At 66.7% G+C, this 17489-nt stretch carries 9 protein-coding genes; all 9 read right to left on the bottom strand.

Annotated features, from left to right (window positions below; genetic code table 11):
* Positions 1 to 9 precede the first annotated feature (9 nt).
* The gene (locus AC56LY_RS10875) at positions 10 to 1395 is read right to left on the bottom strand and encodes a sensor histidine kinase (protein ID WP_499579221.1); all 1386 of its coding nucleotides are present in this window, start codon (positions 1393 to 1395) and stop codon (positions 10 to 12) included.
* Between the two features lie 14 nt (positions 1396 to 1409).
* The gene (locus tag AC56LY_RS10870) at positions 1410 to 2090 is read right to left on the bottom strand and encodes a winged helix-turn-helix domain-containing protein (RefSeq protein ID WP_499579219.1); all 681 of its coding nucleotides are present in this window, start codon (positions 2088 to 2090) and stop codon (positions 1410 to 1412) included.
* A gap of 7 nt (positions 2091 to 2097) precedes the next feature.
* Positions 2098 to 5277 carry an efflux RND transporter permease subunit gene (locus tag AC56LY_RS10865; RefSeq protein ID WP_499579218.1) on the bottom strand — a complete coding sequence of 1060 codons (3180 nt, stop codon included), beginning with the start codon at positions 5275 to 5277 and terminating at the stop codon, positions 2098 to 2100.
* Between the two features lie 6 nt (positions 5278 to 5283).
* Positions 5284 to 6486 carry an efflux RND transporter periplasmic adaptor subunit gene (locus tag AC56LY_RS10860; RefSeq protein ID WP_499579216.1) on the bottom strand — a complete coding sequence of 401 codons (1203 nt, stop codon included), beginning with the start codon at positions 6484 to 6486 and terminating at the stop codon, positions 5284 to 5286.
* A gap of 208 nt (positions 6487 to 6694) precedes the next feature.
* Positions 6695 to 8284 carry a sensor histidine kinase gene (locus tag AC56LY_RS10855; protein WP_499579215.1) on the bottom strand — a complete coding sequence of 530 codons (1590 nt, stop codon included), beginning with the start codon at positions 8282 to 8284 and terminating at the stop codon, positions 6695 to 6697.
* A gap of 207 nt (positions 8285 to 8491) precedes the next feature.
* Complete coding sequence (locus tag AC56LY_RS10850; RefSeq protein ID WP_499579213.1) at positions 8492 to 10102, bottom strand: sensor histidine kinase; 1611 nt, start codon at positions 10100 to 10102, stop codon at positions 8492 to 8494.
* 13 nt (positions 10103 to 10115) lie between these two features.
* Complete coding sequence (locus tag AC56LY_RS10845) at positions 10116 to 10775, bottom strand: response regulator (protein WP_499579212.1); 660 nt, start codon at positions 10773 to 10775, stop codon at positions 10116 to 10118.
* Between the two features lie 230 nt (positions 10776 to 11005).
* The gene (locus AC56LY_RS10840) at positions 11006 to 12685 is read right to left on the bottom strand and encodes a hypothetical protein (protein WP_499579210.1); all 1680 of its coding nucleotides are present in this window, start codon (positions 12683 to 12685) and stop codon (positions 11006 to 11008) included.
* Between the two features lie 14 nt (positions 12686 to 12699).
* The gene (locus AC56LY_RS10835; protein ID WP_499579208.1) at positions 12700 to 17487 is read right to left on the bottom strand and encodes a hypothetical protein; all 4788 of its coding nucleotides are present in this window, start codon (positions 17485 to 17487) and stop codon (positions 12700 to 12702) included.
* Between the last annotated feature and the right edge of the window lie 2 nt (positions 17488 to 17489).

Below are 17489 nucleotides of genomic sequence, written 5' to 3'. Positions count from 1 at the left end.
AGCCGAAGCTTAAGTGGAGCTCGATGCCGCCAACGTCATGGCGCCGATGCGCAGCGTGGCCCGCAGGCCCGGATGGTTGTCGTCCAGTGTCAGCGTGCCGCCATGCAGCCGCGCCACCGCCGAGACCACGCTCAGGCCGAGGCCCACGCCCGGCGTGCCGCGGCTCGCGTCCACCCGGTAGAAGCGCTCGATGACGCGCGTGCGTTCGTGCACGGGAATGCCGGGGCCGTTGTCGGCCACGACGATCTGCACCGTGTCGGCATCGATGCGCTGCGCGGAGATCGCGATCGCGCCGCGCACCGGCGCATACTTGAGCGCATTGTCGACCATATTGCCCAGCGCCTGCGCCAGCAGCACGGGGTCGCCCACCACGTGCAGGTCGTCCGGGCCGTCAAAGCCCAGCGCGATGTCCTTCAGTTCGGCGACCGGCGCGTAGAACTCGGTCACTTCGGCGCCCAGCGCCGCCAGGTCGACATCAACGAAACCGGCGCGCCGGCTGCCGCTGTCGATTTCGGCCAGCCGCAGCAAGGCGTTGAAGATGCCCATCACGCGGTCGACATCATCGATCGCCGCGTCAATTTCGACGAAGGTTTCGTCCGGCGCCGGCCGCGCCACTGACAGTTCCTCGAGCCGTGCACGCAGCTCGGACAGCGGCGTGCGCAGGTCGTGCGCGATCGCGTTCGAGACATCCTGTACGCCGGTCACCAGATGCTCGATCTGGTCGAGCATGCGGTTCACGGTGCGCGTCAGTTGCTGCAGCTCGTCGCCATCGCCCGGTTCGACCAGCCGGTGCGACAGCTTGCCCTCGATGATCGAAGCGGTGGTGTCGCTGATGCCCTGCATGCGGCCCAGCAGCGCGCGGCGGATCATGAGACCACCCAGCGCGGCGCTGAGCAGCACAGTGATCGCGCAGCCCAGCAAGCCATACGCGAACAGGCGTTCGAGCTTCTGGAAGCGATTCAGGTTGCTGGCCACGAGCAGCCGGTAGCCGTCTTCCAGCGTCACGCGCACCAGCTCCACGTTGCGCGGCACGTCGTCGACCACGATCGTCACCCGGCACAGGCCATCGCGGTCCGGCACGCCCTCGGGCCACGCCTGCAGATTACCCGCCAGCTTGGCGCCGTCGGGCGCGACGAACAGCATGATCTTGCGCACGCCGTCGTTCACTCCGTGGACCTGGCTGTCGATCGCGGCGGCCAGTGCGGGCGGGCCCTGGCGGATGAACAGGTTGCTCAGGTGCTGGGCATCGGATTTGAGCAGCTGGCTGCGCACCTCGCCAATATTGGTATGCCACGCGTACCACAGCGGACCGGCGAACATGGCCAGCACCAGCAGCGTCACGACGCCATAACCGATGGCGATCGTGCGGGCAGAAAAACTGGGAAGCCTGAGCATCGTGTACGCCTTGTTCAAGGCTGGTCGGTCAGCATGTAGCCGGCATTGCGCACCGTGCGCAGCAGGGCCGTTGGAAAGCCGGCGTCGATCTTCTGCCGCAGCTTGCTGATGTGGACATCGATGACATTGGTCTGCGGGTCGAAGTGGTAATCCCACACGTTCTCGAGCAGCATCGTGCGCGTGACGACCTGGTTCGCATGGCGCAGCAGATAGGTCAGCAGCTTGAATTCGCGCGGCTGCAGCGCCAACGGCTTGCCGGCGCGCGTGACGCGGTGCGCCAGCATATCCACACGCAGGTCGCCCAGCGTCATGACGGTTTCCACGGCCTGGCTTTGCGAGCGGCGCAGCAGCGCGTCCAGGCGTGCGAGCAGTTCGCCGAATGCGAACGGCTTGGTCAGATAGTCGTCGCCGCCGGCGCGCAGGCCGCGGATGCGGTCGTCCACGCCATCCAGGGCACTCAGGATCAGGATCGGCACCCGGTTGCCTTGCTGGCGCAGTGTCTCGATGAGCGCCAGGCCGTCGATCCCGCCGGGCAGCATGCGGTCCATGACGATCGCATCATACGGTTCGCTGACGGCGTAGACCATGCCGTCGCGGCCGTTGTCGGCATGGTCGACCGTGTGCCCGGCTTCGCTCAAGCCCTTGTTGACGAAGCGCGCAACGCGCTCGTTGTCTTCGATGAGGAGCAGTTTCACGGCAACCTCAATGCGCCTGCGGCTGCGGCTGCGGCGTGGTCGTTTCCACCGGCGCCTGCCCGTCGTCCGGCGTGTCATCGACATGGGGCGGCGTTTTCGAGCGCGACGCGATGATCACGTAGAACAGCGGAATCAGGAACGTGGCCAGGAACGTCGCCGTCAGCATGCCGCCAATGACGCCGATGCCCAGCGCATTCTGGCTGCCCGAACCGGCGCCGCTCGACAACGCCAGCGGCAGCACGCCCAGGATGAACGCCATCGACGTCATGATGATCGGGCGCAGTCGCACCTTCGCAGATTCGAGCGCCGCTTCGACAATGCCCATCCCCTGCATCTGCAGTTCGCGCGCGAATTCGACAATCAGGATCGCGTTCTTGGCCGACAGGCCGATGGTCGTCAACAGGCCCACCTGGAAGAACACGTCGTTTTCCATGCCGAAGGCCGTCGCTGCGCTCAGGGCCCCCAGGATACCGATCGGCACCACCATGATGACCGAGATCGGGATCGCCCAGCTTTCATACAGCGCGGCCAGACACAGAAACACGACCAGGATCGACAGCGCGTACAAGAGCGGGGCCTGCGAGCCGGCCTGCGATTCCTGCAGCGAGATGCCGCTCCATTCGAAGCCGATGCCTTGCGGGAGTTCGCCCACCAGGCGCTCCATGATCGCCATCGCTTCGCCGCTGCTGAAGCCTGGCGCCGGCTGGCCCAGGATTTCGGCCGACTCGATGCCGTTGTAGCGCGCCATTGCTGGCGAACCCCAGGCCCAGCGCGCACTGGCAAAGCTCGAAAACGGCACCATCTCGCCAGCGCCGTTACGCGCATAGAGCAGCTTGATGTCGTCCGGATTCATGCGGAACTGGGCATCGGCCTGCACGTACACACGCTTGATGCGGTTGTCCGTGTCGAGGAAGTTGTTGATGTAGCGCGAGCCCCAGGCCGTCGAGAAGGTCTGGTCGACTTCGGTCAGGTTCACGCCCAGCGCGGCGGCCTTTTCGCGGTCGATGTCGATCTTGTAGGTGGCATTGTCGGCCTGGCCCGTGAAGCGCACGCGCTGCAGGTTCGGTTCCTTGCGCGCCAGCTCGAGCAGCTGGTCGCGCGCCTTGGCCAGCGCGTCGTGCCCCAGGCCACCGCGATCCTGCAGCTGCAGCGAGAAGCCGTTGGCCGAGCCCAGGCCGCGGATCGATGGCGGTTCGACCGTGTTGATGGTCGCGCCCTGGAAGTTGGCGTAGCGCGCCGCGATGCGGTTGGCCAGCGCCGACACACCCAGCGCTTCGTCCTTGCGCTCGTCCCAGGTCTTCAGGCGCACGAACAGGCGGCCCTGGTTCTGGCCGCGCTGCGGCTGGCTCGCGCCATTCGTCATGAAGGTGGCTTCGACCACTGCCGATTCTTCCTTCAACAGATACTGGCTGATTTCTTCCAGCACGCGGCCCGTCGTTTCCTGGGTACTGCCGGCCGGCGTCTGCACCTGGACGAACATATAGCCCTGGTCTTCCTTCGGCAGGAAGCCGCCCGGCAGGCGCATGAAGAGGGCAATGACGGCGCCGATCAGCACCAGGTATACCACCATCCACAGCGCGCGCCGGCCCAGGATACGCGTCACGCCGCCCAGGTAGCGGTCGCGGGTCGCATCGAACGAGCGGTTGAACCAGCCGAAGAACCCCTTCTTTTCATGGTGTTCCGGGTCGACCGGCTTGAGCATCGTCGCGCACAGCGCCGGCGTGAGCGTCAGCGCGATGAATGCCGACAGCAGCATCGAGGCCACGACCGTCAGCGAGAATTCGCGGTAGATCGCGCCGACCGTGCCGCTGGAGAAGGCCACCGGCACGAACACGGCCGACAGCACGAGGGCCACGCCGATCAGCGCACTGGTGATCTGGCCCATGGCCTTGATCGTCGCTTCTTTGGGCGGCAAGCCGTCTTCGTGCATCACGCGCTCGACGTTTTCCACCACCACGATCGCATCGTCGACCAGCAGGCCAATGGACAGCACGAGGCCGAACATCGACAGCGTATTGATGGTAAAGCCCAGTGCCGACATGATGCCGAACGTGCCAAGCAACACCACCGGCACCGTGATCGACGGGATCAGGGTGGCGCGGAAGTTTTGCAGGAACAGGTACATCACCAGGAACACCAGCACGATGCCCTCGATCAGCGTGTGGGTCACGCCCTTGATCGACGTTTCGATGAAGGGCGTGACGTCGTTCGGGTACACGGTGCGCAGGCCGGGCGGGAAGAATTCGCCCAGCTCTTTCAAGCGGGCGCGCACCGCTTCTGCGGTGTCAAGGGCATTGGCGTTCGGCGCGAGCTGGATACCCAGGCCAGACGCCGACTTGCCGTTGTAGCGCACGTCGACGTTGTAGTTTTCGGGCCCCAGCGCCACACGCGCGACGTCGCCGATGCGTACCGACGAGCCGTCCGGCTGGACCTTGACCAGGATGCGCTTGAATTCCTCGGGCGTGCGCAACATCGTCGCCTGGTTGATGGTGGCGCTCAGGGTCTGGCCCTGGACCGCCGGCGTGCCGCCCAGCTGGCCGCCCGAGATCTGCACGTTCTGCGCGCGGATCGCATCGGTCACGTCGAGCGGCGTCAGTGCAAAACTCGTCAGCTTGACCGGGTCGAGCCAGATGCGCATCGCGTACTGGGTGCCGAACAGGTTCATGCTGCCCACGCCCGGCATGCGCGAGAGCGGATCCTGGATGTTCGAGGCCACGTAGTTGGCGATGTCGAACTTGGTCATGCTGTCGTCGTCTGACACGAACGCCGCCACCATCAGGAAGTCCGAGGTCGACTTGGTCACGCGCAGGCCCGCTTGCTGGACTTCGCTCGGCAGGCGCGGCACCGCCGCCTGCAGCTTGTTCTGCACCTGGACCTGGGCAATATCGGGGTCGGTCCCGGCGGCAAACGTCAGCGACGTCGTCGACTGGCCCGTGTCGTCGCTGGTCGACTGCATATACAGCAGGTTATCAATCGCCGTCATCTGCTGCTCGATCACCTGGATCACGGTGTTCTGCATGGTCTCGGCCGACGCGCCGGGGAAGCTCGCCTGGATCTGCACCGATGGCGGCGAGACGGGCGGGTATTGCTCGATCGGCATCTTGAGCAGTGCGATGCCGCCGATCAGCATGATCAGCAGCGAAATGACGATCGCGAAGATCGGCCGGTTGATGAAATACTTTGGCATCGTGGATTATTCCTTGCGCGCGGCGGTGGCTGCGGCAGGTGCCGCCGGTGTCGCTGCCGCTGCTGCTGCTGCCGGCCCCGCGGCAACCCTGACCACGGTGCCCGGCCGAAGCTTCTGCACGCCGCTGACGATCACGCGTTCGCCGGTTGTCAAGCCGTCGTCGACGAGCCAGAAACCATCGACCAGCGCGCCGGTGCGCACGGTGCGCAGGGCCGCCTTGTTGTCCTGGCCGACCACCATCACGGTGGCCGTGCCCTGCGGCGTGCGCGTCACGGCGGTCGCGGGCACACGCATGACCGCCTGACGTACACCCTGGCTGACGCTCGCGCGCACGAACATGCCCGGTAACAGCAGCTTGTCGGGGTTCGGGAAGCGCGCGCGCAGCGTGACCGAGCCGGTGGCCTGGTCGACCGTCACGCCCGAGAATGCCAGCGTGCCGCTGCGGGTGTAAGTGCTGCCGTCTTCCAGTTGCAGGCTGACCTTGGCGGCGTCAACGCCTTCCATGCGCACGCGACCGGCGGCGATCTCGCGCCGCAGCGCCAGACCTTCGCTGCTCGATTGCTGCAGGTCGACGTACATCGGGTCGATCTGCTGGATCGTCGTCATCAGGGTGGCGGCGCTGCCTTGCACATACGCGCCCTGGGTCACGGCCGATACACTGCTGCGGCCCGCGATCGGCGCCGTCACTGTGGTGTAGCCAAGGTTGATGCGGGCCACTTCCAGGGCGGCCTTGGCCGCTGCGACATCGGCCGCAGCTTCCAGCTGCGCTGCTTCGGCGGTTTCGAATTCCTGCTTGCTGACCGCGTTTTCCTTCACCAGCACGCGGTTGCGATTCAGTTGCGACACATTGCTGGCCAGCGTGGCCTGCGCCCGTTGCAGCTCGGCTTCGGCGCTCTTGACGGCGGCGCGGTAGGGCGCCGCATCGATCAGGTACAGCGGCTCGCCCTTGCGCACGTCGGCGCCCTCGGTAAAGCGGCGCTCCTGCACGATGCCGTCGACCCGGGCCCGGACCTCGGCCAGCAGGAACGGCGCCGTACGGCCGGGCAGGGCGATGTTCAGCGCCACGTTGGTGGTGGCCATGGTCAGAACGGCGACTTCCGGCACTGCAGGCGCGGCAGGCTTGGGGTCTTTGCCGCAGGCGGACAGCAGCACCGTGGCCGCGATGGCAGTGGCAACGGCGCGGCGCTGCAGGAGAAAGGTCGAAGGCATGGGTATCGAATCCGGAAGGCGAGGTTGAGCGAATGGTGTCCCTAGGCTGCACTATGCCCGGCCCAGGCTCAAGACACGCTTGGCGATTCATTAAATTTAGTTAATGTGGCCAGGTGGACGCGTCAACTGCGGTTCCGGTCCGCAAATGTCTGGCAGTTCCATACTGATTGCAAACGCCACCAGCATCATCCTGCGACCATCGCGCGCCCTATATGGCCACGCCAGTCCCGGCCCCTGCATGCGCAGGCAGCCACAGCGCAACCTCGGTACCATCCCCTGGCGCCGACACGATGTCGATCACGCCGCCATGCGCGCTGACGATCTCGCGCACGATGGTCATGCCCAGGCCGTTGCCCGGCACGTCGGGCAGCGCGTTGGCGCGCCAGAACGCGTCGCAGACCCGCTTGCGCTGTTCCGGCGTCATGCCCACCCCCTGGTCGCGTACCCGCACTGCGGCGCCCGCCTGGCCGGCACGTTCCTGCTGTGAAATGCGCACGTCGACGACGCTGTCTTGCGCCGAGTAGGCCAGCGCATTGTTCACGATATGGCCCAGCGCCTGCTGCACGCGCGCGGCATCGGCCGTCACGGGCGGCAGGTCGGGCGCCGCGCTCAGTGCGATCCGTCCGGCTTGCGCGTCATCGGCAAGCCCGCCCTTGATCTTGCCCATCAGGTCGGCCAGGTCCAGCAAGGTTGGCTGCAGCTGGGCCGCGCCGCCCGCATCGATACGGGCCAGGTCGAGCATCTGGTTGACCAGGGCGATCAGGCGCGTGGCCTGGCGGTGGATGATGTCGATCAGCTCGCGCCCGGTGGCGGGGTCGAACTCGCGCTTGAGGAGCAACTCGGAAAACCCGAGGATGCTGGCCATCGGCGTGCGCAGTTCGTGGCTGGCGGTGCGAAAGTAATCGTGGCGCCGCTGGTTCGCGGCGCGCACCCGTTCGCGTTCCGCGCGCAGGCTGTCCATGTCGCGTACCGTTGCCACCAGATGCACATGGTCGTCGAGCGTCATCGCGGCGATCGAGATCTCGGCGGCAAAACTGCTGCCGTCCACACGCCGCGCATTGCCCTCATGACGCGTGACTACCTGCGGCGCCATGCCGATCAGGACGGCCGACGACTGGCCGGTCAGGACGGCGCAGGGTGAGCCGAACAACGCCTCGGCGGCCGGATTGCACGACTGGATGCGGCCGCCGGCGTCGAGCAGCAGCACGGCGTCGGGCAGGTGTTCGAGCAGCGTGCGCAGCGCGCGTGCGCTGCTGCGTTCACGGTCGCAGGCAGCGCGCAGTTCGAGCGTGGCGATTTCGCCGGCCACCATGCCTGCCAGGTCGCGCAGCATCGCGCGGTCGGCATCCGAAAAGTCGCGCGGCACGCTGTCGATGATGCATAGCGTGCCGATGCGAACGCCGTCGCCGACGTCGATCGGCGAACCTGCATAAAAGCGCGCCGCCGTTTCGCCGCGCACCAGCGGAGTGTCGGCGAAACGCGGATCGGCACTGGCATCCTGCACGACCATCACGTCGTCCTGCAGGATGGCATGGGCGCAGAACGACACCGAGCGGGGTGTTTCGGTCAGCGCCAGGCCGACGCGCGACTTGAACCACTGGCGGTCGGTGTCGATCAGGCTCACGAGCGCGATGGGCACCTTGAACAGGTGCGCCGCCATGCGCGTGATGCGGTCGAACGACGCCTGCGGCGGCGTGTCGAGCAGGTTCAGGTCGAGCAGCACCTCGTGACGGCGGGCTTCGTCCGGCGGCAGGGGCGCGGCGGTATCGTGGGTGCGTTGCGGCGTCTCGTTCATCATGGGGGAAGGGATCGTCTCGGGAGCCGGGGGCTGCCGATGTCACTGCAGCAGGCAGGGCAGCGCCGGCTTGCTCAGGTGCGCCGATGCCTTAATAAGTGGCAATTTTCATGGTTGCTGATTTTACCGGTTAGCATTGGCGTGTCAAGACAAACCGCCGTGTACGCTAACAAGCGGTGACCCCTTGCAACAGATGCGTCACCGGGGCGCCTAGGCTGCGCCGTCCGGCCCACCCGCCACGGGCAGATAGAGCGTGACGTCGGTGCCCACGCCCAGCTCGGATTCGAGCGCGATACGTCCGCCGTGCAGATCGACGATCTCTTTCAGGATCGTCAGCCCCAGGCCACTGCCTGGTGCCGCCGAATCGCCGTCCACCCGATAGAAAGCCTCGAAGACCTGGGCCTGCTGCTGGGGTGTCATCCCGATACCGCGGTCGCGCACGCGGATCGCCACCATCGGCCGCTCGCCCCATTGTTCGGGCGCGGCGCTCAGCAAAATCGGTGTGCCGGGCGCAGAATACTTGATGCTGTTGCTGACGATGTTGGTCAGCGCCTGCTGCATCTTCTGGGCGTCGGCCGCCAGCGGTGGCAGGTCGGGCACGATGTCGGTGCTGACGCGGTGTGCCTGGCCGAGGCCGTCGAGGCACGCCAGCGTCCGCGTCACCAGATCGGCCACCGGGACGGCGTCGATCCGCAGCTCGTCGATGCCGCCCGCTTCGATGCGCGCCAGATCGAGCAGCTGGTTCACCAGGCTGACCAGACGGGCCGATTCGCGGTGGATGATCTCGACCAGTTCGCGGCTGACGACAGGATCGAACTCGCGTTTGAGCAGCAATTCCGAAAAGCCCAGCACGCTCGACATCGGCGTACGCAGTTCGTGGGTGGCAGTGGCGAAGTGGCGCCGGCGCCGCTCGTCGGTGGCGCGGTTGCGCTCTTCGGCGGCGCGCCGCTGCGAAATATCGCGCACCGTCACGGCAAACTTCGGGCGCGCTGCCCACGTCATGCGGCAGTAGGAAAACTCGATCGGGAAGCGGCTGCCATCCAGGCGCCGCGCCAGCGCCTCGTAGCGCGTACCTTCGCGCAACTGGCCCGTGCGGCGCCGGCGCAACAGGTCTTCGTCCATCAGTTCGCGCAGCGGCCGGCCGGTGAGCATCGGGCCGCTGGCGCCGAACAGCGATTCGGCTGCCGGGTTGGCGGCCACGATATTGCCTTGTGCATTGAGCATCAGGACGCCGTCGGGCAGGTGGGCCACCAGCGCTTTTTCCCAGCCTTCCGGCGCCGGGCGACCTGCCGGCCGCGCACGCAGTTCGTCGCCGGCAATGGCGGCCAGGTCGCGCAGCGTGGCCATCTGCTCGTCATCGAAATGGCGGACCTGGGTGTCGATCACGCACAGGGCGCCGACCGGGCTGCCATCCGGCGCAGCCAGCGGAATGCCGGCATAAAAGCGCACGTCGGGTGCACCGGTGACGAACGGGTTGTTGGCAAAACGGGGATCGAGGCGCGCGTCATCGACCACCAGGCCGTCTTCATGGTGGATCGTGTGGGTGCAGAACGAGGTCACGCGCGTGGTTTCGTGCAGGTCGATACCCACGCGTGATTTGAACCACTGGCGGTCGGCGTCGACCAGGGCGATCAGCGAGATGGGCACGCCGAGGAGGCGGCAGGCCAGGCGCGTGATGCGGTCGAAGCGTTCTTCGGGCGGGGTGTCGAGCAGGGCCAGTTCGTGCAGCGCGAGGACACGTGCCTGGTCGGATTGGGGAACGGCATGCAGGGCAGGCGAAGTCGGGGCAACCAGTGGGTGTCGGTCCGGCTTGGTGTGCATGATGTGGGTCCTGTCAGTCCGGCGTCGCCGCCGCGTCCATGTCACTGAAGATGTGTTCGATCCGGGTGCGCAGATCGGCGAAGCGTACCGGCTTGGAAAATACCGGAATGTCATCAGGTAGACCCATCGACGTGATCGTCGCACGATCCAGGCCGCTGATGACGATGATGGCCATGCCGCGGTAGCGCGGGTCGGCGCGCAGCGTACGCACCATTCGGAAGCCATCCATGCCCGGCATGTTCAGGTCGCTGATCAAGAGGTCGGGCCGGGCTTCGCCGATCCGGATCAGCGCGTCGAAACCGTCGCGCGCCTTGATCAGCTGCGCAGCCAGGCCCCAGCCGGAGATTTCCAGCTCGTACAGGCGCAGCAGGGTGGCGTCGTCGTCGGCCATCACGATGCGCCGGCCGGCGGGCGCCGACCTGGCACTGGGCGATGGCGCAGGGTGACCGCCAGTTACTGCATGATTGCGCTGCGCGACCAGACGGTGCACCGATGTCAGCAGAATACGGCGGTGGCCGCCGGCAGTTTTCCAGGCTTGCAGCACGCCGCTTTCGACCCAGAGTTGCACGGTCCGGTGCGACACGCCGAGCAGGCTCGCGGCCTCTTTTGTGGAGCAGACTTCTGCGGAAGCGGGGTCGGTCGGCGCCGGCGCTGGGCTGCTGTGCGATATCATGTAATAGAATTGTGCAGGTGATTAAAAGCCTCCCGACCAGGGGGCTGATCATCGGCCCCGACCCGCATTCTCGTGGTGAGCGCGTGTCGGGAAAAGCCGGATGCAGCCACCTGGATGCGCAACTAATACGCATAGGCAAGTCAACAATCTATCAAATTATCACAAATTACGATAGTGAAACGCGATAACTCGTTTCTTTATTGTAACTTGTGGTGTTGGATGATGGTGCATTATTGCACTTTTACCGTCACCGTGACCGTGCCGCTCGCCCCCGGTGCCAGGGTGCCCGTAATCCCCCATTCGACCTTGCCGTTTGCGCCCACGTCGGGCTTGACCGCCACCGTGCAGGCCAGGCTGGCGGGCAGCGTCCCGCAGCTGCTGTCGGCGTAGGTCGTAAAGGCCGGCGTGGTGTCTTCGATCTTCAGTTGCGTCAGTGTCGTGGTGCCGCTGTTCTGGAACGTGATCGTGTACAGGATCGTGCTGCCGGGCGTGGCGTTACTCTTGTCGACCGCCTTGGTCAGCTTGAAGTCGTCACAGGTCTGGCAAATGCCTTCGACCGTCACCACGATTTCGCCCAGGCCAATGCCCAGCAGCTTGAGCAGCGGATCGGCCACGCCACTCAGCACCGGCGCAATCAGCGGGCTCACCACGTTCTTCACCAGTGTCCTGACGAGCGGTTCGACGGCGCCCTGCACGAGACCCAGGGCCGGCATGCTGCGCACCTGCAGGTTTGTCACCAGGCTGTTGGCTGCGTTCGTGATGAAGGTCGTGCTCGAGGTCACGGTGCGCGTTTGCGGGAACGTGCCCGACATCGTCACGCTCGTCGCGAACGGCGCCTGGCCACGCACGATGCTCTTGATGTCGAGTGCAATATCGACCGGCAACAGCCCCAGCGCGGCGGCCCGCAGCGATCCGATCGTGCCGAAGTCGACGTCCGAGTCCAGAATCGCACGGGTGCGGTTGAAAAACACGCTGTCATCGATCTTGCCGATGAAGATGTCGGACACGCCCGGCGCCACCTGCAGCGTGACGGCCCTGGTGGTGGCGTCCACGGCGGTCAAGCTGCCCTGGCCGCGCGCGACTTCCACGTACACGTCAAGCTTGCCGATGCCGACCGACGCGCTTTGCAGCAGGCCCACGCCCACCAGAGAATTGGTGGCCGGCGCCAGCGACACCAGGTCCATCTTGAGCTTGAGGCGGATCGCGGCCGAATGGAAGGTCGAGCCGGTCGGCCCGCACACGTACACCGGCGGCTCGATCACCTGCGCATACAGTTGCAGGCTGTTGACCACGCCGGTTGCGCCCAGCAGGCCGCCCGAGATGCCGACCGGCTGCGGTGTGGTCAGCACGTTGCGCCGGTTATAAAGCTGGACCAGGCCGGTGAACATGTCGAGCGCATTGACCGTGCTGGTGCCGAGCGACCCGGTGTCGGCCGTAACCTTGAGCAGGTCGTCCAGGCGCACGGTGCCGCCCACGCCATTGAGTTGCGAGGCCAGGCCCGATAACGCCCCTGCCAGCTGGGGCCTGGCCTCGGCCTGCGCCTGGACCGCCAGCGCGTTGGCGACCTGCGCCAGCGTGACGTTGGCGCTCAGCGCCTGCGCCGGGGTCGATACACCCAGATCCGTCTTGAGCACGTTCAGGAAACCGAGCAGGTTCAGGTTGCCGCCGGCCAGCGCATTCCAGTCCACTGCATTGAGCGAGGTACCGGTGCCGAGCATGCCGCCCAGCAGCGGGCCGAGCAGGGCGCTTTTGCCGGTGTCGACGCTGGCCAGGCGCGGGCCGGCGGTAATGCAGGCGCCGGTCACCGTACAGTCGGCCTTGGCCGGCAGGGCGCCGAGCAGGCAGGCGAGGGCAACGAAGACGCGCAGCCAGGCATGGCGAAGGCGGGACGAGAGCAGTGCGAAAGTCATGTCGGTATCCTTGATTACTTGAGCAGGTCGCCCGAGAGCAGGCCTTGCAGCGTGTTCTCGTCGAACTTCATGCGTACCCGGAAGTACACGCCCTTGGCGGTGGCGTCGGCGCCGGCCAGATCGCGTTCCTTGAAGCCGAGCAGGTTGTAGCCGGCCGAGACCCACATATTGCGTTGCAGCTGGTAGCCCGCCTCGATGCCGGCAGCGTACTGGCGGCCGCGCGTGTCGCGGTCCATCAGCATCTGCGCCGTGGCGCCGATGTCCCAGTCGGCATTGATCTCATGGGTCACGCGGCCGGCCACCAGGTGGCTGACCGTGCGGTTCGACAAACCGCTCGACTGGTCCATCGCCATCTTGGCGGCGTAGCGCGCGCTGACGGTGGTATCAAGGCGCAGCTGCCAGTTGGCGCCGACCGAGACGGCGTGCACGGCGCGCTTGAGGTCAGCCAGGCCATCGTCGCGTTCGAGCCTGTACTCGTACTTGGCCAGGCCGTTCACGCCGATCGACTGCAGCGCGCGGTAGGCCACGCCGCTTTGCAGCAGTTCGGTCACGCGCATGGTCTTGCTGGCATTCGAGCGGGTGGCGGCCAGCGTGTTCTTGCCCAGGAAGGTCCAGCTGTCGTCGATCTTGTAGGCCAGGCCCAGCGTCGAGAGCAGACCGTCGCTGTCGGCGCCGTGGCGCAGTTCGAGACGGGCGTTGCCGGTCCAGGTCGGATGGCGGCTCACTTCGATGGCGCCGGTCAGCGCGATCGCTTCGTTGTTGTTGGCGCCCGAGAGCACCTTGACGCGTTCGAAGCTGGTGTTGGCGCGCACGCCGTCGCCCAGCGTCCACAGGTTGCGCAAGCCCAGGGCTGCTTCGGCCTGGCGCTCGCCGGTCACGGTGCCCGCTGGCGAGGTGCCGCCGGCGCGGTATTCCGAGAACACGCGGCCGTCGTGCATGTAGTCGGTGTCGACGCCGAACACGGTGGCGTGGCGCTGCTGGCCCTTGTTCAGCGCATAGGTTGAACCCAGGCTGCTGATCAGTTCGTGACGGCCGTACACGCGGCTGCCGCCGGCGAAGCGGTAGTCGCCGCCCAGCGCCACCATGCGGCGGCCATTGTCGTGGATATCCTGTTCGCCTTCGACGAACACGCCGGCCTGCGGCAGGCCAGGAATCTGCATGCCCAGCTTGGCGCGCACGCTGGTCAGGTCGGGTTGGGCCACGATGACCCCGGCGCCGCCTTCTTCACGTGAATGGCGCATGCCCACTTCCGCTTGCAGGCCATTTTCGAACGCGTAGCCGGCGAAGAGCTGCACGCCGTTGCGGGTGGCGTCGGTGGTCAGGTCGGCCGTGTGCAGGCCTTCCAGGCCGACGCTGGTGCGCTCGCTGAAGCGGTAGCGCGCATTGGCGCCGCCTTCGGTGCGGCCCTTCGGCAGGTTGGCCGATGGATTGTCGAAGTTGGCGTCGGCGCGGCCCAGGAACAGGTGGCTTTCGAGCTTGCCGTCGGTGCGGTTGGCGTCAAAGCGTGCGGCGCGACCCGACAGGCCGGCTTTTTCCATCTGCGCCGCTTCGACGATGACGACGGTTTTTTCGTCCGGCTTGACGCTGGCGTTGACGCTCACCAGGCGGGTCGGGGCGGCCGGATTGCGGTCTTCGACGACGCTGGCGCCGAGGTCGACGTGGCTGCCGATCTGGTACTGGGCGGCGACACCGCCGACCAGGAAGCGCGCGCCGTTCTGATCGACTTCGTACGCCAGGCGCAGGCTGACCGGGTTCAGGTTCTCGTCCAGGCTCGGCACCGGGGCGCGCAGCAGGATGCGGCCGCTGAGCGGATCGATGTCGTAGTCGACGTAGCGCACCAGGGCGCGGCGCGACAGGATCACGCCGGTCTGGTCGCGGTCACGCACGATGATTTCGATGCGCTCGCTGTTGATGACCATCAGGCCGCCGCCGGTGAGGAACGGGCCCGAGGTGCCGTTGGCGGCGAATTCTTCGACCATCTGGCGCGTGCTGTCGTAGCTGAGGAACGAGTCAACCGTCAGACCGTCCAGTTCGGCGTGCTGGCGCAGGCCCGTCAGGTTGCGGTTGTAGGCGCCCAGGTTGCGCGCCGGGGTCACGCCTGGTGGCACGAAGTCGCCGAACATCACGTACGAGCGGTTGCGCTCGGCCTTGACGTACAGGCGGCCGGCCGATTGCGCCTCAAAACCGCGGCGTGCGTCGTCGCCGTAAGTCGGGTAAAACGCAAACGGGTTGATGTCGCGGAACATCTTCGGTTCGGTGTCCTTGTCCGAGTCATACGACATCGTCAGCAGCGTATCGGTGCCGATCTGGCCCTTGGCGAACATCGCGGCGCGGGCGCCGGCGTTGACGGTTTCGCCCCCCGCCACGTGGCGCAGGCGGTCTTCGAAGCCGTCGAAATCGCGCAGCGGGGTCGCGGTATTGCCGCGGCTGCGGTTCAGGCTGAAGGCGCCTTCAACCACGCCGGCCGCCACCATCGGGCGCAGGGCCGGCAGGAAGCGCAGCGTGTTCTTCGCGCGCAGCAGGCCGCTGGTGGCTTGCAGGCGGGCTTCACCGGCGTCAGGCGCCGTGCGCAGCGCGAATTCGGCGCTGCCGCCTTCGACGAAGACCTGGTGGCCAGGCTCGCGCGGATCGAGGTCGGGCTGGTCCCACTGGCCGGCGCTGGCTTCCAGCGTGACCGGGGTACGTTCGGCGATCAGCACGCCATGTGCGTCTTCGAGGCGCACGGCGACCATCGCCAGCGAGCGGCCGTCGGCCGGGGCCGATTCGACAAGCGGGGCCACCGACACGCGTGCCAGGGCGCCCGGCACGACCACGTCCACGACGCTGCTGCCGCGCGGGTTGCCGAAGCTGTCGGTTTCGCGCACTTCGATCAGGTTGTGGCCGGGTTTCAGGGTCACGCCGACATAGTCACGCAGCTCGAGCGCCTGCGCCGCGACCGTGTCCTGCTTGCCGATATGGCTGTCGTCCACGGCCACGCCATTGACGAGCAGCGTGAAGCCCGAACCGGCGCCGCCCTTGACGCGGATCGTGGGCTGGGCGTGCGGCAGCACCGCGCCATCGGTCAGGCCGATGAAGCCCAGACGGTTGGTGACCGTGGCCAGGTCCAGCGCGGGCGCGGCCTTGGCAGCGGCCGGGGGCGGGGCGGTCAGCACGGCGGCCGAGGCCAGCACGGCGCGCAGGCGGGCGGCCCGGGCCTTGATCGCCTCGAGCACGTCGGGATTGCAGCCGCTCAGCGCGAAATCGGCGCGCGCCAGTTCACCGTCCTTCAGGTCGACGAAGCGGCTGCCGGCGTCGCCCGCATTGCGGTTCGACAGAACGGCCAGCCGGCCGGCGAGCATCGTGCTCAGGTCGACCTTCGCCACGTGGGTGCGCGGGGCCACATCGGCAAAGCTGTAGCGGCCATCGGCGTCGGTCTGCGAGAAGCTGCCGTCTTCGAGGTAGATGCGCACGTCGGGAATGCCCGGCTCGCCCAGGTCACGCTGACCGTTGACATTGCAGTCGGCGAATACGTCGCCCAGGATGAAGCCTTTGCTGCTGAAGACGCCGGCTTCGACCTTGACCTTGGCCGCGGCCACCGACGAGACCAGCGCCAGCGGGGCGCCGCTGGTGGCCTGGGCGCGGTTGATGCCGTCGCCCTGCAGCGCGCCGCCGCCGATGCGCACGCGGTAGCGCAGCACGCGGTTCGACCTGGCGGCCAGCGTATCGAGCGGGATGCGCAGCGTCGGGCCGCGGTTTTCGAACCGGTCGGTCACCAGAGCGCCATCGATGCGCAGCGTGCCCGGCACGAACGAAAAGCCGGCTGGCAGGCGGTCTTCGACCATCACGTCCACCAGCGGCTGTTCAGCGGTGTTGTGGACACGCACCGTGTAATCGAGCACGTCGCCCACTTCGACCATGGCGCGCGACGCGTTCTTTTCGACGTACAGCACGCCCGGGATCGGGTCGAGCGGCACGTCGATCGTGACGACGCCCGAGGTCTCGCTGACGGTGAATTCGCCGCCGAACGAACCGTACAGGTTGGTGCTGCGGCCCGCGGGCAGTTCGCCGATGGCGCGCTTCGACGGGAAACCGTAGTTCGACGGCGCGGTCACTTGCAGACGGTACAGGCTTGGTGCCACCAGCGGAAATTGGTACATGCCGCCGCGATCGGTGATGACGGTGCTTGGCGCCGGTGTGACGCCATCCACGCCAAATACCCGGGCCGGCGCGCCTGGCGCGCCGCCATTGCCGGCGCCGCTGACGTCGATCAGGGTTACGCTCACGCCCGGCAGCGGCAGGTTGCTGCGGCTGTCGTAGACAATGCCGATCGGGTCGACCAGGATCGCGGTCTGGATCATGCCGCTGCCGCAGCCTTCGACGCTGGCCAGCAGGGTATCGTTCTTCATGACTTCGATGGTGCCGTCGCCATCGTCGTCCTCGTGGTCGTCGTCTTCGTTGTGGCTCGCGGCGATGGCGCTGAAGCGGTATTCGCCGGTGTCGGCGCCCGTCTCGCGCGCCGGGAACGCTTGCCGGTCGCCCGTCAGGGTGGAGATCAGCGTCACGCTGACCTGCTCGGCAACATTTTTGTCGATGTTGCACTCGGCAGCATCGACCTGGAGGAACAGATTGCCGTTGAGTTCGGTTGCGCGCGCCACGCGGCTGTAGGCGGCCGAGGTGAAATACGTGATCGAATCGGGGCGCACGGCGCGCACGGTATTCGATTCGATGGTGATGCTGGTGCCAGCCGCGCCGACGAAGGTTGCGCTGGCACGGTTGTTGATGGCGGCGCCCGCGTCACAGGACGACCACAGGACAAGGCTCATGC

The organism is Telluria sp. ZT3P25, assembly GCF_059685895.1.
Note: the sequence above shows the minus strand (reverse complement) of the source record. Positions and strands in the feature narration are given on the sequence as shown.